This is a genomic window from Nocardioides sp. AX2bis (genome assembly GCF_902506435.1).
Lineage (GTDB): Bacteria > Actinomycetota > Actinomycetes > Propionibacteriales > Nocardioidaceae > Nocardioides.
In genome coordinates this window covers 2519509-2546041 of sequence record NZ_LR733215.1, presented here as the reverse complement: position 1 = coordinate 2546041, position 26533 = coordinate 2519509, and the positions used below count along the sequence as shown (strand labels likewise).

Here is a 26533-nt window from a genome sequence, read left to right as displayed (position 1 = left end):
GCGTGCGACGCGACGTGGTCATCCTCGGCTCGACCGGCAGCATCGGCACCCAGGCGCTCGACCTGGTCGCCGCCAGCCCGGAGGCCTTCCGGGTCGTCGGGCTGACCGCCGGGGGCAGCAACCCCGAGCTCTTCGAGGAGCAGGTCGCGCGGTGCCGGGCCGCGGCGCCCGAGCTGGGCGGGACGTTCTTCGCCGGCCTGGGGGAGGAGGCCTCGGTGGAGGCCGCCACCCTGCCGTGCGACGTGGTCCTGAACGGGATCACCGGGTCCGTCGGCCTGCGCCCCACCCTGGCCGCGCTCGAGGCCGGCCGCACGCTGGCGCTGGCGAACAAGGAGTCGCTGGTCATGGGTGGCCCGCTGGTCCTGGACCGGGCCGCGCCCGACCAGGTCGTCCCGGTGGACTCCGAGCACAGCGCGCTCGCGCAGTGCCTGCGCGCCGGGACCGCGGCCGACGTACGACGGCTCGTGCTGACCGCGAGCGGGGGGCCGTTCCGCGGGCGCACCCGCGCCGACCTCCACGACGTGACCGTCGCGCAGGCGATGGACCACCCCACCTGGGACATGGGCCCGGTCATCACCATCAACTCGGCGACCCTGGTCAACAAGGGCCTCGAGGTGATCGAGGCGCACCTGCTCTTCGGCGTCCCCTACGACGACATCGTGGTGGTCGTGCACCCGACCAGCGTCGTGCATTCGATGGTGGAGTTCCGTGACGGCTCGACCCTGGCCCAGGCCAGCCCCCCGACGATGCGGATCCCGATCGCGCTGGGACTGTCCTGGCCCGAGCGCGTCTCCGACGCCGCGCCCCCGGTCGACTGGACCCGCCCGCAGACGTGGGACTTCGCCCCGCTCGACGACGAGGCGTTCCCCGCCGTGGCGCTGGCCCGCGAGGCCGGACGCCGCGGGGGGACCGCGCCGGCGGCGTACAACGCGGCCAACGAGGTGTGCGTCGCGGCGTTCCGGGACGGGCGGCTGCGCTTCACCGGCATCGTCGATGCGGTCGCCGAGGTCGTCACGCGCCACGACGTAGGCTCAGCGGCGGACCTCACCCTCGACGACGTGCTCGCCGCCGACGCGTGGGCGAGGTCCGAGGCCACCCGGGTCATCGAGAGGAGCGCGACGTGACGACCGTGCTGCTGTACACCGCCGGGGTCGTCTTCTTCGTCGGCGCGATCCTGGTCTCGATCGGCCTGCACGAGCTCGGTCACATGATCCCGGCCAAGCGGTTCGGCGGGAAGGTCACGCAGTACTTCATCGGCTTCGGCCCGACCGTCTGGAGCCGGCAGGTCGGCGAGACGGAGTACGGCGTCAAGGCGATCCCGCTCGGCGGCTACGTCAAGATCGTCGGGATGCTCCCGCCCGGGGCCGAGGAGCTGGCCGGGCCGGTCGAGCTCGACGAGCAGGGCCGCGAGGTCCACAAGGTGCGCAAGTCCAACACCGGGCTCTTCACCCAGCTGGTCTCCGACGCCCGCTCCGCGGAGTACGAGACGATCACCGCCGCCGACGAGGACCGGCTGTTCTACAAGATGCCGCCGTGGAAGAAGATCGTGGTGATGGCCGGCGGGCCGAGCGTCAACATCCTGATCGCGTTCCTGCTGTTCTGGACGGTCTTCAGCACCTACGGCGACATGAGCGCCGCGAGCGCCGAGCCGGCCCCGGGTCGGCCCGTGGTCGCCGAGGTGTCGCGCTGCGTCATCCCGTACTCCGAGCAGCGCACGGACTGCCGCGAGGGCGACCCGGACGCGCCGGCCTTCGAGGCCGGCCTGCTCCCGGGCGACACCATCACCGACTTCAACGGCACCGCCGTGACCAGCTGGGATCAGCTGCGCGGGCTGATCCGCGACAACGCCTCCGGTGCGGCGGTGATCGGCTTCGAGCGCGACGGCCAGCGCGAGGTCGGGCGCACCAGCACCACCGTCGAGCTGCGTCCCGACGACCTGACCGGCGAGGACGAGACCCTGACCGAGGTCGGCTTCCTCGGCGTCTCGCCGGAGGCCGAGCTGGTCGTGCCGACCGGCGGCCCGCTCTACACGATCGAGCGGATGGGCTCGCTCACCGTCGACACGGTGCAGGCGATCGGCACCCTCCCGATCAAGGTCTTCGAGGTCGGCCAGGCCATCGTCGGGGTCGAGGAGCGCCAGGCCGACAGCCCGGTGAGCATCGTCGGCGGCGGCCGGATCGCGGGGGAGACGGCATCGACGACCGAGGTGCCCGCGGGCGACCGGGCGTTCAGCCTGCTGTCGCTGGTGGCCGGCTTCAACCTGTTCATCGGCGTCTTCAACTTCGTCCCGCTGCTCCCGCTCGACGGCGGCCACATCGCCGGCGCGGCGTGGGAGTCCGTACGCCGCCGGCTCGCCTGGCTGCGCCGTCGCCCCGACCCCGGCTACGTCGACGTGGCCCGGATGCTGCCGATCGCGTACGGCTTCGGGCTGGTGCTGATGGTGATGGGCGTGGTGCTGATCCTCGGCGACGTGGTGGCCCCGATCTCCCTCGCCGGCTGAGTCCTGCTCCGGGCCCGCCCGGGACGTCATCCGTATCGAGGACCCGTGTCCGCGGGACGGATGACGTCCTGCGGTCGCGCCGGGTGATGGACCGGCCGGGAGGTGTCCACAGTGGGCCGTACGCCGACGTCGTCCCCAGGTGGGGTGCCGACGACTGCCGGGGCCGCCCACCGGCGGCGACGCTGCCGGCATGGTCCTCACCTCCCGCCTCGACTCCCGAGCCCTCCGCGACGCGCGCGCCCTGGCCGCACGGCAACCAGGGGTGGTCTCGCGGCGCGACCTCTACCGCCTCGGCGTGACGCGCTGGCAGGTCGAGGGGGAGGTACGCGCCCGGCGCTGGGTGGCCGTCGGCGACCAGTCGGTGTGCCTGCACACCGGGCCGATGGAGGTCACGGCGCACCACTGGGCCGCGGTGTTCCAGGGTGGTCCGCGCGCCTGCCTGGACGGGGCTGCCTCCCTCGTCGCCTCGGGTCTCGAGCGGTTCGACGTCGAGCGCGTCCGTGTGTCCGTGCCGCGCGGTGCCCGGGTGCGGCGCTCCGCGGCGTACGACGTCCGCCAGACCCGCCGGTGGTGCGCCGAGGACGTCATCACCCGCGGCGGGCCGCCCCGGACCCGGCCGGAGGTGGCCGCGGTCCGGGCGGCGCTGTGGGCGACCACCGAGCGTCAGGCGACCTACCTGCTGACCGCCACGGTGCAGCAGGGCCTCACCACGCCCGAGCTCCTCGGTCGCGAGGCGCTCCGGGTCCGACGCGACCGACGACGCCTGCTGCTCCACGAGGTGGTCCTCGAGCTGCTGGAGGGCGTGCGGTCGCTGGGCGAGCTGGACGTCGTACGAGCCCTGCGGGCCCGTGGCCTGCCGGCACCCGACCGCCAGGTGCTGCGACGCGACGCCCGTGGTCGCTACTACCTCGACCTGTACTGGACGACCTTCCGCGTGGTGGTCGAGGTCGACGGCATCCACCACACCTGGGTCGACCAGGTCGCCGCTGACGCCCTGCGCCAGAACGCCCTGGTGCTGAGCGGTGACTCGGTGCTGCGGATCCCGCTGCTGGGTCTCCGGCTGCAGCCGGAGGAGTTCCTCGACCAGGTGGAGGACGCCCTGCGACACGGCGGCTGGGTCCGGGCCGCGGCCTGAGGTCGGTCGTCGCAGGACGTCATCCAGATCGAGGACACGTCCCTGCGGAAGGGATGACGTCCGGCGGCGGGTATGACGTCCGCCGCAGGGGGAGGGGTGGCGACGGTCGGGCAGTACGCTCGGAGACATGAGCACCGTGAGCCTGGGCATGCCCGCAGCACCACCGCCGGTGCTCGCGCCGCGCCGTCAGACCCGCCAGATCCAGGTCGGCAAGGTCGGGGTGGGCAGCGACCACCCGATCTCGGTTCAGTCGATGACCACCACGCTGACCAGCGACATCAACGCGACCCTGCAGCAGATCGCCGAGCTGACCGCGTCGGGCTGCGACATCGTCCGCGTGGCGTGCCCGAGCCAGGACGACGCCGACGCGCTGACCGCGATCGCGACCAAGTCGCAGATCCCGGTGATCGCCGACATCCACTTCCAGCCCAAGTACGTCTTCGCCGCCATCGAGGCCGGCTGTGCCGCGGTCCGGGTCAACCCGGGCAACATCCGCAAGTTCGACGACCAGGTCAAGGAGATCGCCCGCGCCGCGCAGGACCACGGCACGAGCATCCGGATCGGTGTCAACGCCGGCTCCCTCGACAAGCGCCTGCTGGAGAAGTACGGCAAGGCGACCCCGGAGGCGCTGGTGGAGTCGGCCAAGTGGGAGGCCGGGCTCTTCGAGGAGCACGGCTTCCGCGACTTCAAGATCTCGGTCAAGCACAACGACCCCGTGATCATGGTCCGCGCCTACGAGCTGCTCGCCGCCGAGGGCGACTGGCCGCTGCACCTCGGCGTGACCGAGGCCGGGCCTGCGTTCCAGGGCACGATCAAGTCCTCGGTCGCCTTCGGCCACCTGCTCTCGCAGGGCATCGGCGACACCATCCGGGTCTCCCTGTCCGCGCCTCCGGTCGAGGAGGTCAAGGTCGGCCTGCAGATCCTGGAGTCGCTCAACCTGAAGCCCCGCCGCCTCGAGATCGTTTCCTGCCCGTCGTGCGGCCGCGCCCAGGTCGACGTCTACAAGCTCGCCGACGAGGTGACCGCGGGGCTCGAGGGCCTCGAGGTCCCGCTGCGCGTGGCCGTCATGGGCTGCGTCGTCAACGGCCCCGGCGAGGCCCGCGAGGCCGACCTCGGGGTGGCCTCCGGCAACGGCAAGGGCCAGATCTTCGTCAAGGGCGAGGTCGTCAAGACCGTGCCCGAGTCGCAGATCGTGGAGACCCTGATCGAGGAGGCCATGCGGATCGCGGAGGGCATGGAGGCCGTCGACGGCGCCGGCGCCCAGGTCTCCGTCAGCTGACTCCGAGGCACCAGCCGGCTCAGCGGAACTCCGCCACGCCCGCCCCGCTCTGCTCGCTGAGGCCGTGCCGGGCGAGGTAGCCCCAGCAGTCGGGCCGGGACCCGTCGGTGTCGGTGAGCCCGTAGGTGGTCGCGAGGTCGTACGACGTCAGCGTCCGCCCCGCGAAGCGCTCGTGAGCCGCGTCGCCGGCGAGCGCAGCCACTCCCCGCGCCACGTAGGTCGGTGACTCCGAGATGGCGAAGCCGGGCACCTGGACGAGCGCGTCCCGCCAGGTCGCCTCGGTGACCTTGAAGCCCTCCAGCATCTGCTCCGAGCGCAGCCAGCCCGGGGTCACGGCCAGCGCGGTGACCGGGTGGTCGCGCAGCTCGTGGGTCAGCCCCAGCACGATCCGGCCGACCCCGGCCTTGACCAGGTCGTAGTAGAAGCCGACCGACTCGCGGTAGGCGGCGTTGAACTCCGCGGTGCCGTCGGTCATCTCGACCAGCAGCCCGTCGCGTCCGGTCGCCGCCGCGGTCCGCAGCAGCAGCGGCAGCGCGTGGTGGGCGGTGACGAGGTGGGTCCACACGCCCATCCGCAGCATCCGTGCGCCACCGGCGAGGTCGTGCTCCCACAGCGGCGTGTCCCACTGGGCGTAGCGGTCGCCGCCGAAGACGTCGTTGACCAGCACGTCGAGACGCCCGTGCTCGGCCTCGACCCGGCCCACGAGCGAGGCCACCGCCTCGGCGTCCTCGTGGTCGACCACCACCGCGCTCGCAGACCCCCCGGCGGCCTCGACCAGCTCGCCGGTCTCCTCGATCGTCTCCGGCCGCCCGATCTCCGACGGCCCGCCGGCCCGGCTCGACCGGCCGGTGGCGTAGACGTGGAAACCGGCCCGGCCCAGCTCGACGGCGAGTGCACGACCGGCGCCCCGGGTCGCCCCGGCGACGAGGGCGACGGGAGGACCGGAGACGGGGCTGCTCATGACCCCAGCCAAGCACCCGGCACCGACAGCGGGTCAGGCCCCGGACCAGCGGTACTCCACCTCGGGGCGGCCGCTGCCGCCGTACCGCGTCCCGCGTCGCACCAGCCCCTCCGCGGCGAGGTGCTCGAGGTAGCGGCGCACCGTGACCCGCGAGGCGCCCGTGACCTCGCCGAGCTCGGAGGCCGAGCGCGCCGTGCCCGCGGCCCGCAGGGCGGCCACCACCTCGCGCAGGGTGTCGGCGCTCATCCCCTTCGGCAGCGAGCCGGGGGAGTCCGAGCCCGGACGCAGGGTGCCCAGCGCCCGGTCGACCTCCTCCTGGCCCAGCTGGCCCGCGCCGGTCGCCTCGGCGGCCATCCGCGAGCGGTAGTCGGCGTACTGCTCGAGCTTGGTGCGGAAGGTCGCGTACGCGAACGGCTTGAGCAGGTAGAGCACGACGCCCTGCGAGACCGCGCGTCGTACGACCTCCACGTCCCGCGCCGCGGTCACCGCGATCACGTCGCACCACAGGCCCTCGGCGCGCATCCGGCCGACCAGGTCGAGACCGTGGCCGTCGGGGAGGTTCAGGTCGAGCAGGACGAGGTCGACGCCGCCCTGGCGCAGCCGCACCAGCGCGTCCCGCGCCGAGCGGGCGACACCGGCCAGGGCGAAGCCCGGCGTGCGCCCGACGTACGCCGCGTGGGCGGCCGCAGCGAGCTCCTCGTCCTCCACGACCAGCACCGCGACGTCACCCGCCCCGCTCACCGCCCGTCCCCGATCCGGACCTCGAACGACGCGCCCCCGAGCGCGGAGCGCCCGACCCGCACGTCGCCCCCGGCCCGGCGCACGGTGGAGACGACCAGCGCCAGGCCCAGACCCCGCCCGGTGCCGTCGTGGGGCTCCTTGCTCGACCAGCCGCGCTCGAAGACCCGCTCGACGACGTCGTCCTCGATGCCAGGGCCGGAGTCGCCGACCAGCAGGTGCAGGTGGTCCGCGTCGGCGTTGATCGCGACCTCGACCAGACGTCGCTCACTGCCGGCGGCGGCGTCCAGCGCGTTGTCGACGAGGTTGCCGACCACCGTGACGGCGGCACGCGAGTCCAGCGGCAGCGCCTCGACCTGCGTCTCGTCGGTGATCACCAGGGTCAGCCCGCGCTCGGCGGCCTGCGCGGTCTTCCCGAGCAGCAGTGCCGAGAGGACCGGGTCCTCGACCGAGGCCACGACGCGGTCGGCGAGCAGCTGCGCCTGGGCCAGCTCCTCGGTGGCGAACGCGACGGCCTCCGAGGTCCGGCCGAGCTCGACCAGCGAGACCACCGTGTGCAGCCGGTTGGCCGCCTCGTGGTTCTGCGAGCGCAGCGACTCGGCCAGGCCGCGCACGGTGTCGAGCTCGCCGGTGACCGCCCGCAGCTCGGTGTGGTCGCGCAGGGTCACCACCCGGCCGACCTCGCGCCCGTCCCAGCGGGCCGGGGCACTGTTGACGACCAGGACGGAGGCGTCGGCGAGGTGGATCTCGTCGGTGCCCGGCTCCGCGTCGACCGCGGCCCCGGCCAGGCCCGGCGGGACCAGCTCGGCCACGGGGCGGCCGACCGCGTCGTCCGGCAGGTCGAGCAGGCGCCGCGCCTCCTCGTTGAACAGCCGCACCCGCCCGTCCGGGTCGAGCAGCAGCAGGCCCTCGCGCACCGCGTGCAGCACGGCGTCGTAGTACTCGTACATCCGCGTGATCTCGCCCTCGCCCAGCCCGTGCGTCTGGCGGCGCAGGCGACGGCTGATCAGCCAGGCGCCGGCCAGGCCGACGCCGAGCACGGCGGCGCCGGCCAGCAGGATGCTGGGCACCCGGGCGAGCAGGTCGTCCTGGATGCGGTCGGTGGTGATCCCCACCGCGACCAGGCCGACGATGCTCCCGCCGACGTCGACGACCGGGACGACGGCCCGCATCGAGGGCCCGAGCGTGCCGGTGTACTCCTGGGTGAAGGTGCCACCGGCCGGGGCGTCGCCGAGGTCGCCGATGAACTCCTGGCCGATCAACGTCGTGTCGGGGTGCGTGAAGCGGGTCCGGTCGGTGTCCATCACCACGACGAAGTCGGTACGCGTGTCGGCGCGCACCACCTCGGCGTAGGGCTGCAGCCGGGCGACCACCCCGGCGTCGGCCACCGGGTCGGCACCCACCCCGGGACCGGCCAGCAGCCGGGCCACCAGCGGGTTGTCGGCCACGGTCTCGGCCACGGCGAGTGCCCGGGTCCGGGCGTCCTCGACCTGGGACCGTCGCGCGTCGGTCCAGGCCAGGGCGCAGGCCCCGACGACGACCAGGAGGACCACGAGGACCTGGAGCGCCAGGATCTGCCGGGCGACCGGGCTGGACCCGTCGGGGTCCTTCAGGTCGCCGGCCACCCGCCCATCCTGTCCCACCCGCCGTGGCGGCGACCACAACGACCACAACGGTGACGCCGGTCACAGGCCGCCCGAGACTGGGCCGGCAGCGCCCGACCAGAGGAGAGCCATGAGCCACGACCCGACCGCGTCCCCGCGGGCCGACAGCACCGCGACGCCCACGAAGCGTCGCGACCGCTCGCACTACCTGTACCTCGCGGTGATCGCCGCGGTCCTGCTCGGCATCGTGGTGGGCTTCGTCGCCCCCGAGTTCGCCGTCCAGCTCAAGCCCATCGGCGAGGCCTTCGTCAACCTCATCAAGATGATGATCTCGCCGGTCATCTTCTGCACGCTGGTGCTCGGCATCGGCTCGGTGCGCAGCGCCGCCCACGTCGGCAAGGTCGGCATCCTCGCCCTGGTCTACTTCCTGTCGATGTCGACGGTCGCCCTGGCCATCGGCCTGGTCGTCGGCAACATCCTGGACCCGGGCGAGGGCCTCAACCTGACGCCCGACACCGCGGCTGCGGGCGCCGAGCAGGCCGGGGAGGCCAGCAGCACCACCGACTTCGTCCTCGGCATCATCCCGACCTCGCTGTTCTCGGCGCTGACCGAGGGCGAGGTCCTCCAGACCCTGCTCGTGGCGCTCCTGGTCGGCTTCGCGATCCAGGGCCTGGGCCGCGCCGGTCAGCCGATCCTGACCGGCATCGGCCACCTGCAGCGCGTGGTCTTCAAGGTGCTGGCGATGATCATGTGGGCCGCCCCGATCGGCGCGTTCGGCGCCATCGCCGGCGTGGTCGGCGAGACCGGCGTCGACGCGCTGAAGAGCCTGGCCACGATCATGATCGGGTTCTACGTCACCTGCTTCCTGTTCGTGTTCCTGGTGCTCGGCACGATCCTCAAGGCCGTCACCGGGGTTAACGTGCTGAAGCTGTTCCGCTACCTCGGCCGCGAGTTCCTGCTGATCGTCTCGACGTCCTCCTCGGAGTCGGCGCTGCCCCGCCTGATCGCCAAGATGGAGCACGCCGGGGTCGAGAAGACCACCGTCGGCGTCGTCGTGCCCACCGGCTACTCCTTCAACCTCGACGGCACCGCGATCTACCTGACGATGGCCTCGATCTTCGTCGCGGACGCGCTCGGCCTGCCGCTGAGCATCAGCGAGCAGATCTCCCTGCTGGTCTTCATGATCATCGCCTCGAAGGGCGCCGCCGGCGTCACCGGCGCCGGCCTGGCCACCCTGGCCGGCGGGCTCGCCTCGCACCGGCCCGAGCTGCTCGACGGCGTCGGCCTCATCGTCGGCATCGACCGGTTCATGTCGGAGGCCCGCGCGGTCACCAACTTCGCCGGGAACTCGATCGCGACCCTGCTGGTCGGGCAGTGGACCGGCGGCCTCGACAAGCAGCGGCTCAACGAGGTGCTCGACGGCCTGCACCCGTTCGACGAGAGCGACATGGTCGACGACGAGTACGAGGCCGAGCGCTCCTCGCCGGCCGGCCGGGTGGGGTCCTCGGCGACGACCCCGTCCACCGCGGGCTAGCCCCGACCCGTCCCGTACGACTCGGTGGGCGCCGCCCGGGCGGCGCCCACTAGGCTCGGACGCGTGTCCACCCGTCACGGGGTCCGCGTGCTCGGGTCCGACGACCTCGAGGAGTTCGGCGCGCTCGCGGGCCGCGACCCCGTCGTCAACGTCTTCGTCCTGCACCGGGCCGCGACCACCCGCCTCGAGCCGCGCTGGCTGGGCGGGGAGATGTGGGGCCGCTACCGCGACGGCGAGCTGGTCGCGGCCTGCCACGCGGGGGCCAACATCGTGCCGGTGCAGGCCGACGAGGACGACGCGCGGGTCTTCGCCGAGAAGGCCCTGAGCGTGCACCGCACCGCCTCGACGCTGGTCGGGCGGCACGAGCCGGTCCGGGCGTTCTGGAACCAGGCGGCCCGGACCTGGGGCCGGCCCCGTGAGCGTCGGTGGCTCCAGCCGCACCTGGAGCTGCGCGGTGCTCCCGCCGTCGAGCCCGACCCCGGGGTGCGGCGCACCACGCGCGACGACCTCGAGACGCTCTACCCGGCGTGCGTGGCGATGTACACCGAGGAGGTCGGCATCTCGCCCGAGCAGGGCGGCTCCGACCTCTACCGCACCCGGGTGGCCCAGCTGGTCAGCCGCGGCTGGTCCTTCGCCCGCTACGACGGTGACGAGCTGGTCTTCAAGGCCGAGGTCGCCTGCGCGACCGGCGCCGCGGCGCAGGTCCAGGGGGTGTGGGTCCCGCCCGCCCACCGCGGTCGCGGCCTGGCCACCGCCGGGATGGCCGCCGTGGCCGCGCTGGTCCAGGCCGAGATCGCCCCGACGGTCTCGCTCTACGTCAACGAGTGGAACACCACCGCCCGCCGCGCCTACGCCCGCGCCGGCTTCGTCGAGACCGCCCGGTTCTCGACCGTCATGTTCTGAGCCGGGACCCGGGCGCGGGACCGGCCCCCTACGGTGGGCGCGTGACCGCCGCTCCGCTGACCCTGCCCGCCCGCGCGCTGACCGGTGCGTTCGCCGCCAGCGGCGTGCTCCACCTCGCGCGCCCGCAGGTCTTCGAGCCGCTGGTGCCCTCGTGGGTGCCGGTCGGGCCGCGGCGGACCGTGCACCTCTCGGGGGTGGCCGAGCTGGCCTGCGCCGCCGCGGTGCTGCACCCCGCCACCCGGCAGGCAGGTGGCTGGGCCACCGCCGCGCTGCTGCTGGCGATCCTGCCGGGCAACGTCCAGATGGCCCTGGACGGTCGCCGTGCCCGCAGCCGTGCCTGGCGGATCGGCACGCTCGCCCGCGTCCCGCTCCAGGCGCCGCTGGTCGGCGTCGCGCTCCGGGTGGCCCGCGGACGCTGAGCCCGGCGGGAACTGGTTCGTGCGGCGAGGTCCCCGCCACCTACGCTGAGCGCATGATCACGCGGATGTCCACCCTGTTCGTGCGCACGTTGAGGGACGACCCCGCGGACGCCGAGGTGCCGAGCCACCGCCTGCTCGTCCGCGCCGGCTACATCCGCCGCGCCGCCCCCGGCATCTACACCTGGCTGCCGCTGGGCCTGCGCGTGCTGCGCAAGGTCGAGCGGATCGTGCGCCAGGAGATGGACGCCATCGGCGCCCAGGAGCTGTCCTTCCCCGCGCTGCTGCCCAAGGAGCCCTACGAGGCCTCGGGGCGCTGGAGCGAGTACGGCGACGGCATCTTCCGGCTGAAGGACCGCAAGGGCGCCGACTACCTGCTCGGGCCCACGCACGAGGAGATGTTCACCCTCATCGTGAAGGACCTCTACTCCTCCTACAAGGACCTGCCGCTGTCGATCTACCAGGTGCAGACCAAGTACCGCGACGAGGCGCGTCCTCGCGCCGGCGTGCTCCGCGGACGCGAGTTCATCATGAAGGACTCCTACTCCTTCGACGTCGACGACGCCGGGCTCGACGTCAGCTACCAGGCCCACCGCGACGCCTACGTCCGGATCTTCGACCGGCTCGGCTTCGACTACGTCGTGGTCAAGGCCACCTCGGGTGCCATGGGCGGCTCGCGCTCGGAGGAGTTCCTGGCCAAGGCCGCGGTCGGCGAGGACACCTACGTCCGCTGCACGACCTGCGACTACGCCGCCAACGTCGAGGCCGTCGAGGTCCGTGCGCCGCAGGCGGTCGCGTACGACGACGCGCCCGCCGCCCACGCCGAGGACACGCCCGGCACGCCCACGATCGCCACGCTGGTGGACCACCTGAACGCCGCCCTCCCCCGCGAGGACCGGGCCTGGGAGGCCGCGGACACCCTGAAGAACGTCCTGGTCACCCTCCAGCACCCCGACGGCACCCGTGAGCCCCTGGCGATCGGGGTCCCCGGCGACCGCGAGGTCGACCAGAAGCGCCTGGAGGGCCAGCTCGAGCCGATCGAGGTCCACGCCTTCGACGAGACCGAGTTCGCCCGGCACCCCAGCCTGGTCAAGGGCTACATCGGCCCCGGCGCCGGGCCCACCGGTGCGCCCGTGCTCGGCGAGAAGAGCGAGTCCGGCATCCGCTTCCTGGTCGACCCCCGGGTCGTCGAGGGGACCCGGTGGGTCACCGGCGCCAACGTCGACAGCAGCCACGTGGTCGACCTCGTCGCCGGGCGCGACTTCACCCCCGACGGCACCATCGAGGCCGCCGAGGTCCGTGACGGCGATGCCTGCCCGGTGTGCGACGACGGCGTCCTGGAGACCGCGCGCGGCATCGAGATGGGCCACATCTTCGCGCTCGGCCGCAAGTACGCCGACGCCCTGGACCTCCAGGTGCTGGACGAGAACGGCAAGCTGGTGACCGTCACCATGGGCTCCTACGGCGTCGGCATCACCCGCGCCGTGGCCGTGGTGGCCGAGGGCACCCTCGACGAGCAGGGCCTGTGCTGGCCCCGCGAGCTGGCCCCGGCCGACGTCCACCTGGTCGCGGCCGGCAAGGACGAGGCGGTCAAGGCCGCCGCCGAGCGGGTCGCGCACGCGCTCGACGCCGCCGGCGTCGAGGTGATCTACGACGACCGGCACAAGGTCAGCCCCGGGGTGAAGTTCAAGGACGCCGAGCTGATCGGCGTGCCGACCATCGTCGTGGTCGGCAAGTCCCTGGCCGACGGCACCATCGAGGTCAAGGACCGGCGTACCGGGGTGCGGGAGGACGTCGCGGCCGAGCACGTCGTCGACCACCTCGTCGCCCTCGTCCGCGGCTGAGGGCACGCATGGGCCGGAGGGTCCTCTACCTGCACGGGGTGGGGGAGCGGGTACGCGGCGGGCGGTGGCGGTCCGCGCTCGACCGTGCCCTGGCGAGTCACGGCCTCGCCCCGCTCCGGCAGGGCGAGGACCTCCTGGTGCCGGACTACGTCGACCTGCTCGCCGGGGACCGCGTGCTGCCGGTTCCTCCCGCGTGCGAACCGACCTACGACGCCGTCGGCGCGGCCGCGGCGCGGGGTGCCTTCATGGTCGAGCGGCAGCGGCTCGCCGACGTCCTGGGAGCGCCGGTGGCCGGTCGGCACCTCGTGCCGTCGCCGGTCTACGAGGCCGGCCGCCACCTGTGGGGCGCGGTGAGCGCCTCCATGCGCCACGTCGAGCACTACCGGCGCGACCCGGCCCTGCGCCACCGCGTCCTGGACCGCGTGCTCACCGGGCTGGATGCCCGCGCCCGCCCGGCGACCGGCGACGACGACGAGGTGGTGGTCCTCGCCCACAGCCTCGGCTCGCTGGTGGCGCTGGACCTGCTGCCGCACCTGCCCGCCGGTGTCCGGGTGCCGCGCCTGGTCACCCTGGGCAGCCCGGCCGGCTGGCCGTCGCTGCACCGCGGCCCGGGACGCACCCAGGCGTCCTTCCCCTACGACCGGGTCGGGTCCTGGGTCAACCTGCACAGCCCGCGCGACCTCGTCCCGCTGGGCCGGGGCAGCGCACGCCTGTTCCCCGCAGCGGTCGACCTCCCGGTGCGGCTCCCGCCGGCACGCCACGGCGCCGAGCTCTACCTGGGCGTGCCGGCCGTGGCCCGCGTCCTGGCGGACGCCCTCGGCGTCCTCCCGCCCGGCCCGGACCGGGGCGTCCTGGCCGCGGGGGCCACCCGTGAGGCAGGCTGAGCGGGTCCGCTCCCGGCGCCGCCGGGAGCCCCTGCCGCCCCCGCGGCCCGACGGAGAGGCACACCTCGTGCGCCTGACCAGCTCCCTGCGCCCCCTCGCCGCCGTGGCCCTCGCGACCGCGGCCCTGATCGCCACCGGTCCGGCCGCCACCGCGGCGCCGGCGCCCTCCCCGTCCCCGGAGCCGTCCTCGGCCGTCGCGAGCTCCACGGAGACCGGCTGCCGCGCCGGTGGGCACCAGCAGGGTCCCGGGCGCGAGACGTCCGCGGACGCCTCCGCAGGCCCGGCGGCGCGGACGAGCCGGGCGACCCAGGGTCCCGACCACCGCGAGGTCACGCCGGCCGAGCAGCGCGCGATCGAGGCGCGCACCGACCTGCTCCTGGCGCAGCGGGCCCCGGGCGCGGCCGCAGCGCGGGACGTGCCGACCTACGTCCACGTGATGGCCGGTGAGGACGGCGAGGGCGACGTCGGTCGCGACGCCGTCCGCCGGCAGGTCCGGGTGCTCGACCGGACGTACGCCGGCTCCGGGTTCGACTTCGACCTGTCCGGCATCGACCGGACCTACGACGACCGCTACCACCAGGACCGCCTCAGCGAGGAGTACCGCGCCGAGACCCACCGCGGCGGGGCCCGTGCCCTGAACATCTGGCTGGTCGACTTCGAGTACCTCGGGGTGGCCACCTTCCCCTGGGACCAGGCCGACCGACCGAGGATCGACGGGGTGCGGGTCAACGTCGGCTCCCTTCCGGGGGGCGACCTCGAGCGGTTCGACCAGGGCAGGACCGCCACCCACGAGGTGGGGCACTGGCTGGGGCTCTACCACACGTTCCAGGGCGGCTGCACGCGCCGCAACGACCTGGTCCGCGACACCCCGGCGCAGCGCAGCGAGAGCAGCGGCTGCCCCGTGGGGCGCGACTCCTGCCGGCTGCCGGGCAACGACCCGGTGCACAACTACATGGACTACAGCGACGACGCCTGCTACGAGCGCTTCAGCGACGGCCAGGTCGCCCGGATGCGGTCGGCGTTCGCCGCCTACCGGGCCTGAGCCCCGGCGTCCTGGCTCCGCGGCCGCCACGACCCCGTCTCTGCAGGTTCCTGCAATGCGAAGACGTGAGGAGCGGAGGCTCTCGCGGGGGGCCTCGTCCTGGGGCACAGTCTTCCTCGAGGGAAGCGGTCGGAGCCCACACCGGCCGCGGACCTCATGGCTCCTGTCCCGGGCCCTCAGCGGTCCGCGTGCTCGACGATCCGGGGAACATCTCGGGCGTTCCCCGGAAGTCGAGTTCGCGGACCGCTGTCTCCGTCAGCACCGCCACCGCCAGGCGACGTCGTTCGCCCACGGTGCTCTCCACCACCGTCGCCCAGACGGCGGCACACCCGCGCTCCAGGTCGAGCGCCGCCCGCTCGATGCCGGCGGCCGTGCCCAGGTCGCCCGGCACGTCGTACGCCGCCAGCGCGGCCACGGGCTCGGCGCCGTCGGCGACCAGCAGCTCCGTGAGCCGGTCGCGCCGCTCCCGGTGGGCGGCGTAGGCCTCGTCGAGCAGGCCCGCCAGCGCGGGGTCCGTGGTCCGCGAGGTCTGCGCCCCGAGCAGACCGTGCACCCACAGGGCGGCGTGCTCGGCGGCGAGCGCGTCCTGCAGCGCCTCGCGGGGCGTCACGACCGGCCCCGGCGACCGGCGCCGGGTGCAGCAGCGGGCGCGGTGGTCGGCAGCACCGCCAACCGCTGGGCGAGGCCGGCCGACATCGAGGCCAGCAGCCGGGCCAGCGCACCGCTGTCGGCGGCGACGGAGAGGTCGGCGAGACGGATCCGCAGCTGCTCCTCCCGGTCGCGCACCAGGGCCAGCAGCGGGTCGGCCGGGGCGGCCCGCCGGGTGGCCCGGGGCAGGTCGAGCGGCTGGCCGAGCGCCTCCGCGTGGGCCTCGTGCAGCGCCAGGAGCGGGGCGAGCACGCCCCGCAGGGACGGCACCGAGCGCTGAGCCACCGTCACCAGCGTGGCCGCCGCCGCCAGCGCCTCGCGGGCCGTGCCCACCAGGTCGGCGTCGTCGGTGGGCTCCTGCGCGCCGTTCGGGGCCCCGTCCGGCGTCCCCGTCGTGGCGGGGCTCAGGGCACCCTCCCGCGAGGCCGGGGCGTCGCTGCCGGCGCTGCAGCCCACCAGGAGCAGGCTCAGGCCCGCGCCGCCGAGCAGCAGCCCCCGGCGGGAGGCCGGCACCCGTGCCGGCACCCGTGCCGGAGTCGGGGCGGCGGTCGGGGTCACGGGCGGTGAGCCTACCCGCGCCGGCTCCACGGCCCGGCCGGCGAGGACGTCGCCATGCCCTAGGATCGTCCCTTGCCCGCGCGCGCCGCGGGCTCGACCACAACAGCACAGGAGGACGGCACCGTGAACGCGCCCCAGGACCGGATCGCCGACGAGCTCGCAGGCCCCCTGCTCGAGCTCGGGCTCGACCTCGAGGCCGTGGAGCTGACGCCGGCCGGCAAGCGCCGCGTGCTGCGCGTGGCCGTCGACCAGGACGGTGGCGTCACCCTCGACGACGTCGCCGAGGCCACCCGTCGCGTCGACGAGGTGCTCGAGGCCTCCGACGTGATGGGCCAGCACCCCTACACCCTCGAGGTGACCTCGCGCGGCGTCGACCGCCCGCTGACCCTCGAGCGTCACTGGCGCCGCAACGTCGACCGCCTGGTGAGGGTGACCCTGCACGAGGGCGACCCGGTCACCGGGCGGGTCGTGGCCGCCGGCCCCGACTCGGTCGACCTCGACGTCGACGGCACCCCCACCACGCTCGCGTACGCCGACGTGGCCCGCGCCCTGGTGCAGGTGGAGCTGAACCGCCGGGCCAGGCCCACGGACCCCGAGGGCGACGAGAACGACGAGAACGACGAGAACGACGGCACGGACGACGAGGGCGACGACGTCGTCGCCTCGAGCGAGGAGGACGACTGATGGACATCGACCTGAGCATCCTGAGGATGCTGGAGCGCGAGAAGGAGATCAGCTTCGACGTGCTCGTCGAGGCGATCGAGCAGGCGCTGCTGATGGCCTACCTGAAGTCACCGGGCGCCAGCACCGGTGCGCGGGTCGCGCTCGACCGCAAGAGCGGCCACGTCGCGGTGATGGCCCCCGAGCTCGACGAGGACGGTGCGAAGGTCGGCGAGTTCGACGACACCCCCGAGGGGTTCGGCCGGATCGCGACCACGACCGCCAAGCAGATCATGCTGCAGCGGCTCCGCGACGCCGAGGACGACCGCCGCTTCGGCGAGTTCGCCGGTCGCGAGGGCGACGTCATCTCCGGGGTGATCCAGCAGGGCCGCAACCCCGACGACGTGCTGGTCGACCTCGGCAAGCTCGAGGCGCACCTCCCGGTCGCCGAGCGCTCCCCGGGCGAGACCTACAAGCACGGGACCCGGATCAAGTGCCTGGTGCTGTCGGTGCGCAAGGGGATGCGTGGGCCGCAGGTGACGCTCTCGCGCTCGCACCCCAACCTGGTCCGCAAGCTCTTCGCCCTCGAGGTGCCTGAGATCGCCGACGGCAGCGTGCAGATCGCCGCGATCGCGCGCGAGGCCGGGCACCGCACGAAGATCGCGGTGCACACCAAGGTGCCCGGGATCAACGCCAAGGGCGCCTGCATCGGCCCGATGGGTCAGCGGGTGCGCAACGTGATGGCCGAGCTCGACGGCGAGAAGATCGACATCGTCGACTGGGCCGAGGATCCCGCCCGCCTCGTGGCCAGCGCCCTGTCGCCGGCCCGCGTCAGCGAGGTCCGGGTCGTCGACCTGGCCGCCCGCTCGGCACGGGTCGTGGTGCCGGACTACCAGTTGTCGCTGGCGATCGGCAAGGAGGGCCAGAACGCCCGCCTGGCCGCCCGCCTCACCGGGTGGCGCATCGACATCCACTCCGACGAGGAGCCGGCCGAGGACGAGGAGCCCGTCGCTCCGCCCGTCGCTCCGCCCGCCGCCGCCGCCGCGGAGACGCCGGCGGACCCGGCCAGGTCGTAGGGCTCGCGGCGACGTCGTTTCTCCCCTGCCGAGCAGGGAGGTAGGGTGGTGCAACGGTGGCACGTCGATCGACAGCACAGGCACGTCCGGACCCTTCCGAGGGCCCGGTCCGCACCTGTATCGGCTGTCGGGAGCGGGCCGCCAAGCGCGAGTTGGTGCGGGTGACGACCGGCTCGGACCCCGTCGGCCGACCGGCCGCGGTGCCCGACCTGGACGCCACCGCACCGGGACGCGGGGCGCACCTCCACCCCACGACCCGGTGCTACGACCTCGCGGTGCGGCGCAAGGCGTTCGCCAGGGCCCTCCGGGCCCCGGCGGGGCTGGACGCGGCGCCGGTGGGGGAGTGGCTCACCAGCTCGGCACAGACCAGAGAAGGACCGACCAGGAACTGGAGCAGCAGCTCATGAGCACTCGATGAGTAACTCCCGATGAGTTTGCACCGCCAATAACGGTCCGACGCACGCAGGACGCGGGTCGGGCCAGAAGGAGAAACGTGGCTAAGACCCGAGTCCACGAGCTCGCCAAAGAGTTCGGAGTCGAGAGCAAGTTCGTTCTCGAGAAGTTCAAGGAGATGGGTGAGTTCGTCAAGTCGGCGAGCTCGACCGTCGAGATGCCTGCCGAGGTGCGCTTCCGCAAGGAGGTCGGCGCCTCGCTGAAGGCAGCGGCCCCCGCGACGTCGGAGGCCCCGGCCGCACCCGCCGCCGCCCCCGCAGCGCCGGCTGCCGCGCCGGCCCCCGCATCGCTCCCCCGACGCCCAAGGCCCCGGCCCCGCGTCCGGTGGGCCGCAGCGGCTCGCCGCGTCCCGGCAACAACCCGTTCTCCTCCAACCAGGGGATGGGCCGCAAGCCCGCCGCGCCGCCTGCCGCACCCCCGGCCGCCGGCGCACCCCCGGCCGCCGGTGGGACCGAGAGCGACAACCGTCCGCCGCGTCCGCCCGCCGGTCGCGACGGCGCTCCGCCGCGCCCGGGCATGCCTCGCCCGAACCCGGCGATGATGCCGAAGTCCCCGGCCGCGTTCGGTGGTGGCCCCGGTGGTCGTACCGGTGCCCCCGGTCGTCCGGGTGCCCCCGGCCGCGCCGGTGCCCCGGGTCGCGGCGGTCCGGGCGGAGCCCCGGGTCGTGGCGCACCGGGCGGTGCGCCCGGTGGGCCGCCGCGCACCGGTGGGTTCGGCGGCCGTGGCCGTCCGCCCCAGCGGGGCAGCACGCAGGGTGCCTTCGGGCGTCCCGGTGGTCCCTCGCGCCGTGGGCGCAAGTCCAAGCGGGCGCGTCGCCAGGAGTTCGAGCAGATGGAGGCTCCCACCCTCGGTGGGATGCGCGTCCGCAAGGGCAACGGCGAGACCGTGCGCCTGGCGCGCGGCGCCTCGCTGACCGACTTCGCCGACAAGGTGGGGCTCGACGCCGCGGCGCTGGTCCAGATGCTGTTCCACCTGGGCGAGATGGTGACGTCGACCGAGTCGGTCAACGACGCGACGCTGGAGCTGCTCGGTGAGGAGCTCAACTACAACGTCGAGGTCGTCTCGCCCGAGGACGAGGACCGCGAGCTGCTGGAGTCCTTCGACCTCGAGTTCGGCTCGGACGAGGGCGACGAGGCCGACCTGATGATCCGGCCGCCGGTCGTGACCGTCATGGGTCACGTCGACCACGGAAAGACCAAGCTGCTCGACGCCCTCCGCTCGGCCAACGTGGTCGACAAGGAGGCCGGTGGGATCACCCAGCACATCGGGGCCTACCAGGTCGTCACCGAGGTCGACGGCAACGAGCGTCCGATCACCTTCATCGACACCCCGGGCCACGAGGCGTTCACCGCCATGCGTGCCCGTGGTGCCCAGGCGACCGACATCGCGGTGCTGGTCGTCGCGGCCGACGACGGCGTGATGCCGCAGACGGTCGAGGCGCTCAACCACGCCAAGGCCGCCGGCGTGCCGATCGTGGTCGCGGTCAACAAGATCGACAAGCCCGACGCGGACCCGACCAAGGTCCGTGGCCAGCTCACCGAGTACGGCCTGGTGCCCGAGGAGTACGGCGGCGACACGATGTTCGTCGAGGTCTCGGCCAAGGCCAACCTCAACATGGAGGGGCTGCTCGAGGCGATCGTGCTCACCGCGGACGCCTCCCTCGACCTGCGGGCCAACCCCACGCAGGACGCACAGGGCCTCGTCGTCGAGGCGCACCTGGACCGCGGTCGCGGTCCGGTCGCCACGGTGCTGGTCCAGCGCGGCACGCTGCGCGTGGGCGACTCCCTGGTCGCCGGTCCGGCCCACGGCCGCGTCCGGGCGATGCTCGACGAGCACGGCAACGAGCTGGCCCAGGCCGACCCGTCGCGCCCGGTGATGGTGCTCGGTCTCTCCGCCGTCCCCGGCGCGGGCCAGAACTTCATCGTCGTCGACGACGACCGGATGGCCCGTCAGATCGCCGAGAAGCGTGAGGCGCGCGAGCGGGCGGCCATGCAGGCCAAGCGTCGCGTCCGTCGCACGCTCGAGGACTTCATGGCCTCCATGGAGAAGGGCGAGAGCCAGGAGCTCAACCTCATCCTCAAGGGCGACGTGTCCGGCTCGGTCGAGGCGCTCGAGGACGCCTTGTCCCAGATCGACGTCGGCGACGACGTCGGGATCCGGGTCATCGACCGCGGTGTCGGTGCGATCACCGAGACCAACGTCGACCTGGCCGCGGCCTCCGACGCCATCATCATCGGCTTCAACGTCCGGCCCCAGGGCAAGGCGACGGAGCTGGCGGACAAGCAGGGCGTCGAGATCCGCTACTACTCGGTCATCTACTCGGCCATCGAGGAGATCGAGGCGGCGCTCAAGGGCATGCTCAAGCCCGAGTTCGAGGAGTCGTCCCTGGGGCGCGCGGAGATCCGCGAGATCTTCCGCTCCTCCAAGCTCGGCAACATCGCGGGCTGCATGATCATCGGTGGGACGGTGCAGCGCCGGTCCAAGGTCCGCGTGCTGCGCGACAACGCCGTGGTCGCCGACAACCTCGACCTGGCGTCGCTTCGCCGGGAGAAGGACGACGTGTCCGAGGTCCGCGAGGGCTTCGAGTGCGGTCTGGTCCTGCGCAACTTCCAGGACATCAAGATCGGCGACGTCATCGAGTCCTTCGAGATGCGCGAGATCCCGCGCGCCTGACGCGCACCGCACCACCAGCACGACCCTGCAGCACCGCAGGTCACGACGCACCCGCACGGCTCCGGCCGTGCGGGTGCGTCGGCCTCCGGTGCCGCCCCGGCCCGAAGGAGCAGAGGATGAGCAACCCCCGCGTACGGCGCATCGCCGACCGGATCCAGGTCGTCGTGGCCCAGATGCTCGAGCGCCGGGTCAAGGACCCGCGTCTCGGGTTCGTGACCATCACCGACGTCCGCGTCACCGGTGACAGCCAGCAGGCCACCATCTACTACACCGTCCTCGGCGAGGACGCCGACCTCGAGAGCACCGCCGAGGCGCTGGAGTCGGCCAAGGGCCTGCTCCGCTCCGAGGTCGCCAAGCAGCTCGGCACCCGCCACGCGCCCTCGCTGACCTTCGTGCCCGACGCGGTCCCCGAGACCGCGCGCAAGCTCGACGAGGTCCTCGCCCGCGCCCGCGAGCTCGACGCCGAGCTCGCTGCCCGCCGCGTCGAGCAGTACGCCGGCGAGGCCGACCCGTACAAGAAGCCCCGCGAGGAGGGCGACGCCGACGACACCGACGACGCCGACCCCGACGACACCGGCCTCGACGACGCCGACGGGCTGGACGACCCGGCCGACCGCCGGTGAGCACGCCCCGGCCCGAGCCCGTCCCGGGCCTGGTCGTGGTGGACAAGCCGGGCGGGATGACCAGCCACGACGTCGTCTCCCGCGTACGCCGGCTGGCCGGCACCCGCAAGGTCGGGCACGCCGGCACCCTCGACCCGATGGCGACCGGGGTGCTGGTGCTCGGTGTCGGGCGGGCCACCCGGCTGCTCGGCCACCTCGTGCTGACCGAGAAGACCTACGAGGCCACCATCCGGCTCGGCGGGGGCACCACGACCGACGACGCCGAGGGCGAGCCGCTGCCGCCCGCGGACCCGGAAGCCGTGGCGGCGGCCGTCGCGGCCCTGGACCCCGAGCGCGTGCGCGCGGTCCTCGCGACCCAGGTGGGCGAGCGCGACCAGGTGCCGAGCACGGTCTCCGCGATCAAGGTCGACGGGCGCCGGGCCTACGCCCGGGTGCGCGACGGCGAGGAGGTCGTCCTCGAGCCGCGTCGGGTGACGATCCACGCGATCGAGGTGCACGACGTCGCCGCCGTGACGACGCCCGAGGGCGGGCGGGTGGACGTCGTCGTCACCGTCCGCTGCTCCAGCGGCACCTACGTCCGGGCCATCGCCCGCGACCTCGGTGACGACCTGGGGGTCGGTGGGCACCTGACCGCGCTCCGGCGCACCCGGGTCGGGCCGTTCGGGCTCAGTGAGGCCCGCACGATCGAGGAGCTGTCGGAGACCTACGACGTCCTGGCCCCCGGCGACGCCGCGCGGCTGGCCTTCCCGGTCCTGGAGCTGGGGGAGGACGCCGAGCGCGACGTGCGGGTGGGGCGCCCCCTGGACCTCGAGCTGGCCGGGCTGACCGCCCTGCTCGACGGTGCCGGCGGGCTGCTGGCGCTCTACGAGCCGCGCGAGGGCCGGGCCCGCCCGGTGGCCGTCCTCGTCTGAGACGGCCACTACCCTGGGCCGCGTGTGGCGCACCCTCGACGAGATCCCCGACGACCTCGGGCCGACCGCGGTCACCATCGGCAACTTCGACGGCGTGCACCGCGGGCACCGGGCCGTGGTGGCCCGGACCCGCGCCGTGGCCGACCGCGAGGGACTGCCCCTGGTCGCGGTGACCTTCGACCCGCACCCGATGGCGGTCCTGCGGCCCGACCACGCCCCGTCCGTGCTGACCCCCGTGCCGTGGCGGGCCGAGCTGCTCGGCGCGATCGGCGTCGACGAGGTCCTGGCCCTGCCCTTCGACCGGGCGATGGCGGCCTGGACGCCCGAGGAGTTCGTGCGCCGCGTCCTGGTCGAGCGGCTCCACGCCCGCGCGGTCGTGGTCGGCGCCAACTTCCGCTTCGGCGCCCGCGCCGCCGGTGACACCGCGGCGCTCGTCGGTCTCGGTCGCGAGCAGGAGGCGGACCGCCGGTTCACCGCCGAGGGCGTCGTCCTGGACGGTGGACCCCAGGTGTGGTCCTCGACCTACGTCCGGACCTGCCTGGCCGCCGGCGACGTCGCCGGCGCCACCGAGGCGCTCGGCCGGCCCCCGGCCGTCCGCGGGCCGGTCGTGCAGGGGGACCAGCGCGGCCGCGAGCTCGGCTACCCGACGGCCAACGTCGAGGTCGGCCCGGACGTCGCGGTCGCCGCCGACGGCGTGTACGCGGGCCGGATGCGGGTCCTGGGCGGCCCGGCGGGCACCTCCCGTCCCGACGACCCGGACGGCTTCGCCGTCGCGGTCTCGATCGGCACGAACCCGACCTTCGCCGGCGAGCGCACCCGGCGGGTCGAGGCGTACGTGATCGGCCGGACCGACCTGTCCCTCTACGGCGCGGAGGTGGAGGTCGACCTCGCCCACCACCTCCGCGGGATGGCCGCCTTCGACTCGGTCGAGGAGCTGCTGGTCCAGATGGCCGAGGACGTCGAGCAGGCCCGCGGCCTGCTCGGTGGCTGACGTGGCGCCGACGCCGCGCCGCCGCTCCCGCCGCTCCACCCCCGACGTCCTCGCCGCGGCCGACGCCTGGTTCCTCGCGCACGGGCTGACCTACTTCGTCCCCGAGGTGCGCGGCCGCGTCCGGGACGGCTTGCGGCCGCGACGGCTCCTCCCGCTGGCGGTGCTGGTCCTGCTCGTCTCGGCGGCCGCCGCCGGCCTGTTGGCCTGGGCGACCGGGCAGATCAGCACCGCCCCGGCGGTCCTGCTCTCGCTGGGCGCGGCGGGCGCGGCGGCGTACGCCCTGACCGTGCTGCGCGCCGGGCCGATCGTGACCTGGGCGCTCGGGCGCACCTTCGGCAGCCTGCGGTCCCTGCTGCCGATGATGACGAGGGCCCTCCCGCTGCTCCTGGTCTTCGTCACCTTCCTGTTCATCAACGCCGAGGTGTGGCAGCTCTCCGCCTCGCTCACCACCGGCACGCTGTGGCTCGTGGTGCTGCTCTTCGTCGGCCTGGCTCTCGGGTTCCTGCTGGTCCGCCTCCCCGAGGAGGTCGACCTCGTCGACGACGCGGTCGACGACGCCTTCCTGCGCCGGGCGTGCGCCGGGACGCCGCTGGAGGAGGCGTGCGAGGAGGTGCTGGACGACGGGCGCGGCGCCGAGGTGGTGGCGCTGGCGCAGGTCGAGGGCTTCGAGCGCTGGAACCTCGTGATCGTGCTGCTGGTCATCCAGGCCGTTCAGGTCCTGCTGCTGGCCGGCACCGTGCTGCTGTTCTTCCTGCTCTTCGGCACGCTGGCGATGAACGAGGAGGTCCAGCTGGCGTGGACCGGGCTCGACCCGGCGGACCTGCGCCAGCTCCCGGGCCTGAGCAACGTCTCGGTGCCGCTGTTCCAGGTCTCGCTCTTCCTCGCCGCGTTCTCCTCGCTCTACCTGACGGTCTCGACGGTCACCGACGAGACCTACCGCGAGCACTTCTTCGCCTCGGTGGTCAGCGAGCTGCGCACCGCGGTCGGGATGCGTGCGGTCTACCTCGCCCTGCGGACGCGCCGCAGCCCCTGACCCGTCGGGGCGGGAGCAGGGGCTGCGGGTCGTACGGGTCGTGCGGGTCGTGGCTGGCGTGCGGTCAGGCGTCGAGGTCCTTCTCGACCAGCGCGGCGATCGCGTCGACGTCGCCCTGGTCGTCGCCGGAGACCTCGACGGTGTCGCCGTTGCCGGCACCCAGGGTCATGATCATCAGCGCCGACGCCGCGTCGACGGGGGTGCCGCCGGGCAGGCCGAGGAAGACGTCCGAGTCCAGGTCGCCGGCCGCCTCCGAGATCAGGGCGGCGGGGCGGGCGTGCAGACCGACGGCAGAGCCGACGGTGACGGACTTGCTGGGCATGGGAGCTCCTTCACGGATCGTGGTACGCGTGGTGCGCGCGTGGTGCGGACGTGGTGCAGAACCTACGGGTGCGAACCTATGGCCCAGGTCACGCCGCGACCAGCGCGTCGGGGTCCTTGACCTTGGCGGTGGACTTCAGCAGGACCACCATGGCGGCGGCCACGGCCACGCCGGCGGCCAGCGACACGATGAAGCCGAGGACGCCGTCGACGGCGAAGAGCACGAAGATCCCGCCGTGGGGGGCGCGCAGGCTGACGCCGAAGAGCTGTGACAGCCCGCCGGTGACGGCGCTGCCGACCATGATCGAGGGGATGACCCGCAGCGGGTCGGCTGCGGCGAACGGGATGGCGCCCTCGGTGATGAACGAGGCGCCGAGCAGCCAGCCGGCCTTCCCGCTCTCCTTCTCGGGGGCCGAGAAGAGGCGCGGGCGGATGACGGTGGCCAGCGCCAGCGCGATCGGCGGGACCATGCCGGCCAGCATCACCGCGGCCATCACCCGCAGCTCCGGGGCGTCGGTGGCGGTCGCGGCGGCGGACAGGCCCGTGGTGGCGAACGCGTAGGCGGTCTTGTTCAGCGGACCACCCATGTCGAAGGCCATCATCAGGCCGAGGATCGCGCCGAGCAGGACCGAGAGGCCGGGACGCTCGCCCATGTAGGTCAGACCGTCACTGAGCGAGGTCATCAGCAGGGCCAGGGGCTTGGCGAGCACGACGACCATCACGAAGCCGGCCAGGATCACCGTGAGCAGCGGGATGACCAGCACCGGCATCAGGCCGCGGGCCCAGGCCGGGATCGACCAGCCGGCGATCCACTTGGCGATGATGCCTGCGAGCACGCCGCCGATGATGCCGCCGATGAAGCCGGACTGGGTGGTGACCGCGATCGCGCCCATCACGAAGCCGGGCGCGATGCCCGGGCGGTCGGCGATGGCGTAGGCGATGTAGCCGGCCAGGGCCGGGACCAGGAAGCCGAAGGCGGCCCCGCCCAGCACGAAGAGCAGCGCGCCGAGGTAGCTCAGCAGGGCGCCGTTCTGGAGCTCCGCGCCGTTGGGCAGGTCGGTGTAGGCCGAGGGGTCGGGCAGGTTGAACAGGCTGTTGTTCAGGACCATGTCCTGCGCGATGTTGACCGCGACGCCGTCCTTCGTGCCGCCGAAGACGATCTCGTACCCGCCGAGCAGGAAGGCCAGCGCGATCAGCAGGCCGCCGGCGGCGACGAACGGGATCATGTAGGAGACACCGGTCATCAGCACCCGGCGCACCGTGCCGCCGAAGCTCTCGCCGGCGCTGCCGCGGTCCTCGCCGCCGCTGCCGGCCGCACCCTCGACGCGGGAGGCGTGCGGGTCGTCGGCGACGCGGAGCGCCTCGGCGATCATGGCGTCGCCCTCGTCGATCGGGCGCTTGACGCCCGAGGAGACCAGCGGCTTGCCCGCGAAGCGGGACCGGTCGCGGACCCCGACGTCGACGGCGAAGATGACGGCGTCGGCCGCGGCGATGACGCCGGGGGCCAGCGGCTTGGAGCCGGCCGAGCCCTGGGTCTCGACGGCCAGCTCGACCCCGGCACGCTCGGCGGCGGCTTCGAGGGCCTCGGCCGCCATGTAGGTGTGGGCGATGCCGGTCGGGCAGGCGGTGACCGCGACCAGGCGGCGGCGCTGGCCGCCCGCGGCGGCGGCCGGAGCCGCGGCAGCGGGAGCGGCGGGGGCCGGAGCGGCGGCGGGCGCGGCGGGGGAGTCGCCGACGACCTCGCTG

General features: G+C 73.9%; 26 protein-coding genes. 19 read left to right on the top strand and 7 right to left on the bottom strand.

All coding sequences use genetic code 11. The annotated features are described in order from the left end of the window. Window positions 1–2: 2 nt before the first annotated feature. From dxr to ispG, 4 genes are all read left to right on the top strand, one after another. Complete coding sequence (gene dxr / locus GV155_RS12155) at window positions 3–1124, top strand: 1-deoxy-D-xylulose-5-phosphate reductoisomerase (protein WP_236554292.1); 1122 nt, start codon at window positions 3–5, stop codon at window positions 1122–1124. Further along, a complete protein-coding gene (locus tag GV155_RS12150; RefSeq protein WP_236554291.1) occupies window positions 1121–2500 on the top strand; it encodes a M50 family metallopeptidase in 1380 nt (459 codons plus the stop codon). Before dxr ends, GV155_RS12150 begins: the two co-directional genes overlap by 4 nt. Window positions 2501–2690: 190 nt before the next feature. Further along, window positions 2691–3635 carry an endonuclease domain-containing protein gene (locus GV155_RS12145; protein WP_160008266.1) on the top strand — a complete coding sequence of 315 codons (945 nt, stop codon included), beginning with the start codon at window positions 2691–2693 and terminating at the stop codon, window positions 3633–3635. 127 nt (window positions 3636–3762) lie between these two features. Then, window positions 3763–4914: a flavodoxin-dependent (E)-4-hydroxy-3-methylbut-2-enyl-diphosphate synthase gene (gene ispG / locus GV155_RS12140; RefSeq protein WP_160008264.1), complete on the top strand. Its 1152-nt coding sequence runs from the start codon at window positions 3763–3765 to the stop codon at window positions 4912–4914. Window positions 4915–4933: 19 nt separating this feature from the next. Here the strand turns inward: ispG and GV155_RS12135 are convergent, their stop codons facing one another. The 3 genes from GV155_RS12135 to GV155_RS12125 are packed head-to-tail and all read right to left on the bottom strand — an operon-like array spanning window position 4934 to window position 8238. Continuing rightward, a complete protein-coding gene (locus GV155_RS12135; protein WP_160008262.1) occupies window positions 4934–5875 on the bottom strand; it encodes an SDR family oxidoreductase in 942 nt (313 codons plus the stop codon). 33 nt (window positions 5876–5908) lie between these two features. After that, window positions 5909–6616 (bottom strand): response regulator, encoded by a 708-nt coding sequence (locus tag GV155_RS12130; protein WP_160008260.1) that lies wholly within the window; start codon window positions 6614–6616, stop codon window positions 5909–5911. Further along, the gene (locus tag GV155_RS12125; protein WP_236554290.1) at window positions 6613–8238 is read right to left on the bottom strand and encodes a sensor histidine kinase; all 1626 of its coding nucleotides are present in this window, start codon (window positions 8236–8238) and stop codon (window positions 6613–6615) included. The genes GV155_RS12130 and GV155_RS12125 overlap by 4 nt, the downstream gene beginning before the upstream one ends. Window positions 8239–8347: 109 nt before the next feature. Here GV155_RS12125 and GV155_RS12120 point away from each other — a divergent pair, with 109 nt between their 5' ends. The 6 genes from GV155_RS12120 to GV155_RS12095 all read left to right on the top strand — a co-directional run bounded on the left by GV155_RS12120 (window position 8348) and on the right by GV155_RS12095 (window position 14840). Further along, complete coding sequence (locus GV155_RS12120) at window positions 8348–9751, top strand: cation:dicarboxylate symporter family transporter (RefSeq protein ID WP_160008258.1); 1404 nt, start codon at window positions 8348–8350, stop codon at window positions 9749–9751. A 63-nt stretch (window positions 9752–9814) separates the two neighbouring features. Then, window positions 9815–10654, top strand: coding sequence for a GNAT family N-acetyltransferase (locus GV155_RS12115; RefSeq protein ID WP_160008256.1), 840 nt, complete (start codon window positions 9815–9817; stop codon window positions 10652–10654). A gap of 41 nt (window positions 10655–10695) precedes the next feature. Further along, window positions 10696–11073: a DoxX family protein gene (locus GV155_RS12110; protein ID WP_236554289.1), complete on the top strand. Its 378-nt coding sequence runs from the start codon at window positions 10696–10698 to the stop codon at window positions 11071–11073. A gap of 53 nt (window positions 11074–11126) precedes the next feature. Further along, window positions 11127–12914 carry a proline--tRNA ligase gene (locus tag GV155_RS12105; RefSeq protein WP_160008254.1) on the top strand — a complete coding sequence of 596 codons (1788 nt, stop codon included), beginning with the start codon at window positions 11127–11129 and terminating at the stop codon, window positions 12912–12914. 8 nt (window positions 12915–12922) lie between these two features. Beyond that, window positions 12923–13798, top strand: coding sequence for a hypothetical protein (locus tag GV155_RS12100; RefSeq protein ID WP_160008252.1), 876 nt, complete (start codon window positions 12923–12925; stop codon window positions 13796–13798). Window positions 13799–13865: 67 nt separating this feature from the next. Then, window positions 13866–14840 (top strand): zinc metalloprotease, encoded by a 975-nt coding sequence (locus GV155_RS12095; RefSeq protein WP_160008250.1) that lies wholly within the window; start codon window positions 13866–13868, stop codon window positions 14838–14840. A 154-nt stretch (window positions 14841–14994) separates the two neighbouring features. Here the strand turns inward: GV155_RS12095 and GV155_RS12090 are convergent, their stop codons facing one another. Both GV155_RS12090 and GV155_RS12085 read right to left on the bottom strand, forming a co-directional pair. After that, window positions 14995–15450, bottom strand: a complete 456-nt coding sequence (locus GV155_RS12090; RefSeq protein ID WP_160008248.1) for a ferritin-like domain-containing protein — start codon at window positions 15448–15450, stop codon at window positions 14995–14997. Continuing rightward, complete coding sequence (locus GV155_RS12085) at window positions 15447–16046, bottom strand: hypothetical protein (RefSeq protein WP_160008246.1); 600 nt, start codon at window positions 16044–16046, stop codon at window positions 15447–15449. Before GV155_RS12085 ends, GV155_RS12090 begins: the two co-directional genes overlap by 4 nt. Window positions 16047–16169: 123 nt before the next feature. On the opposite strand from GV155_RS12085, the gene rimP reads away from it, so the two are divergent. The 9 genes from rimP to GV155_RS12045 all read left to right on the top strand — a co-directional run bounded on the left by rimP (window position 16170) and on the right by GV155_RS12045 (window position 24466). Continuing rightward, on the top strand, window positions 16170–16730 hold the full coding sequence (gene rimP, locus GV155_RS12080; RefSeq protein ID WP_160008244.1) for a ribosome maturation factor RimP: 561 nt from the start codon (window positions 16170–16172) through the stop codon (window positions 16728–16730). Next, complete coding sequence (gene nusA / locus GV155_RS12075) at window positions 16730–17782, top strand: transcription termination factor NusA (protein WP_160008242.1); 1053 nt, start codon at window positions 16730–16732, stop codon at window positions 17780–17782. Before rimP ends, nusA begins: the two co-directional genes overlap by 1 nt. Window positions 17783–17838: 56 nt before the next feature. Continuing rightward, entirely contained in the window at window positions 17839–18189 is a 351-nt protein-coding gene (locus tag GV155_RS12070; protein ID WP_160008240.1) for a YlxR family protein, read from the top strand. An 86-nt stretch (window positions 18190–18275) separates the two neighbouring features. Next, window positions 18276–18776 (top strand): translation initiation factor IF-2 N-terminal domain-containing protein, encoded by a 501-nt coding sequence (locus tag GV155_RS21140; protein ID WP_442938843.1) that lies wholly within the window; start codon window positions 18276–18278, stop codon window positions 18774–18776. 290 nt (window positions 18777–19066) lie between these two features. Beyond that, entirely contained in the window at window positions 19067–20908 is a 1842-nt protein-coding gene (gene infB / locus GV155_RS12065) for a translation initiation factor IF-2 (protein ID WP_236554287.1), read from the top strand. Between the two features lie 116 nt (window positions 20909–21024). Further along, on the top strand, window positions 21025–21531 hold the full coding sequence (gene rbfA / locus GV155_RS12060) for a 30S ribosome-binding factor RbfA (RefSeq protein WP_160008238.1): 507 nt from the start codon (window positions 21025–21027) through the stop codon (window positions 21529–21531). Next, the gene (gene truB / locus GV155_RS12055; RefSeq protein ID WP_268892604.1) at window positions 21528–22442 is read left to right on the top strand and encodes a tRNA pseudouridine(55) synthase TruB; all 915 of its coding nucleotides are present in this window, start codon (window positions 21528–21530) and stop codon (window positions 22440–22442) included. The genes rbfA and truB overlap by 4 nt, the downstream gene beginning before the upstream one ends. A 22-nt stretch (window positions 22443–22464) precedes the next feature. Then, entirely contained in the window at window positions 22465–23433 is a 969-nt protein-coding gene (locus GV155_RS12050; protein WP_236554286.1) for a bifunctional riboflavin kinase/FAD synthetase, read from the top strand. 1 nt (window position 23434) lies between these two features. Further along, window positions 23435–24466 (top strand): hypothetical protein, encoded by a 1032-nt coding sequence (locus tag GV155_RS12045; protein WP_160008236.1) that lies wholly within the window; start codon window positions 23435–23437, stop codon window positions 24464–24466. A 64-nt stretch (window positions 24467–24530) separates the two neighbouring features. On the opposite strand, the gene GV155_RS12040 is transcribed toward GV155_RS12045, so the two are convergent. Together GV155_RS12040 and GV155_RS12035 are read right to left on the bottom strand one after the other, a co-directional pair. Next, the gene (locus tag GV155_RS12040) at window positions 24531–24788 is read right to left on the bottom strand and encodes an HPr family phosphocarrier protein (protein ID WP_160008234.1); all 258 of its coding nucleotides are present in this window, start codon (window positions 24786–24788) and stop codon (window positions 24531–24533) included. Between the two features lie 88 nt (window positions 24789–24876). Next, window positions 24877–26533 (bottom strand): PTS fructose transporter subunit IIC (locus GV155_RS12035; RefSeq protein ID WP_160008232.1); only part of this gene is annotated, 1657 nt, incomplete at its 5' end.

Bases quoted from the DNA above. Each gene is read 5' to 3' on its own strand.
- rbfA (WP_160008238.1), top strand. From the start codon at position 21,025: ATGAGCAACCCCCGCGTACGGCGCATCGCCGACCGGATCCAGGTCGTC.
- nusA (WP_160008242.1), top strand. From the start codon at position 16,730: ATGGACATCGACCTGAGCATCCTGAGGATGCTGGAGCGCGAGAAGGAG.
- GV155_RS12135 (WP_160008262.1), bottom strand. From the start codon at position 5,875: ATGAGCAGCCCCGTCTCCGGTCCTCCCGTCGCCCTCGTCGCCGGGGCG.
- GV155_RS12120 (WP_160008258.1), top strand. From the start codon at position 8,348: ATGAGCCACGACCCGACCGCGTCCCCGCGGGCCGACAGCACCGCGACG.
- GV155_RS12145 (WP_160008266.1), top strand. From the start codon at position 2,691: ATGGTCCTCACCTCCCGCCTCGACTCCCGAGCCCTCCGCGACGCGCGC.
- GV155_RS12100 (WP_160008252.1), top strand. From the start codon at position 12,923: ATGGGCCGGAGGGTCCTCTACCTGCACGGGGTGGGGGAGCGGGTACGC.
- GV155_RS12040 (WP_160008234.1), bottom strand. From the start codon at position 24,788: ATGCCCAGCAAGTCCGTCACCGTCGGCTCTGCCGTCGGTCTGCACGCC.
- GV155_RS12105 (WP_160008254.1), top strand. From the start codon at position 11,127: ATGATCACGCGGATGTCCACCCTGTTCGTGCGCACGTTGAGGGACGAC.
- infB (WP_236554287.1), top strand. From the start codon at position 19,067: ATGGAGGCTCCCACCCTCGGTGGGATGCGCGTCCGCAAGGGCAACGGC.
- ispG (WP_160008264.1), top strand. From the start codon at position 3,763: ATGAGCACCGTGAGCCTGGGCATGCCCGCAGCACCACCGCCGGTGCTC.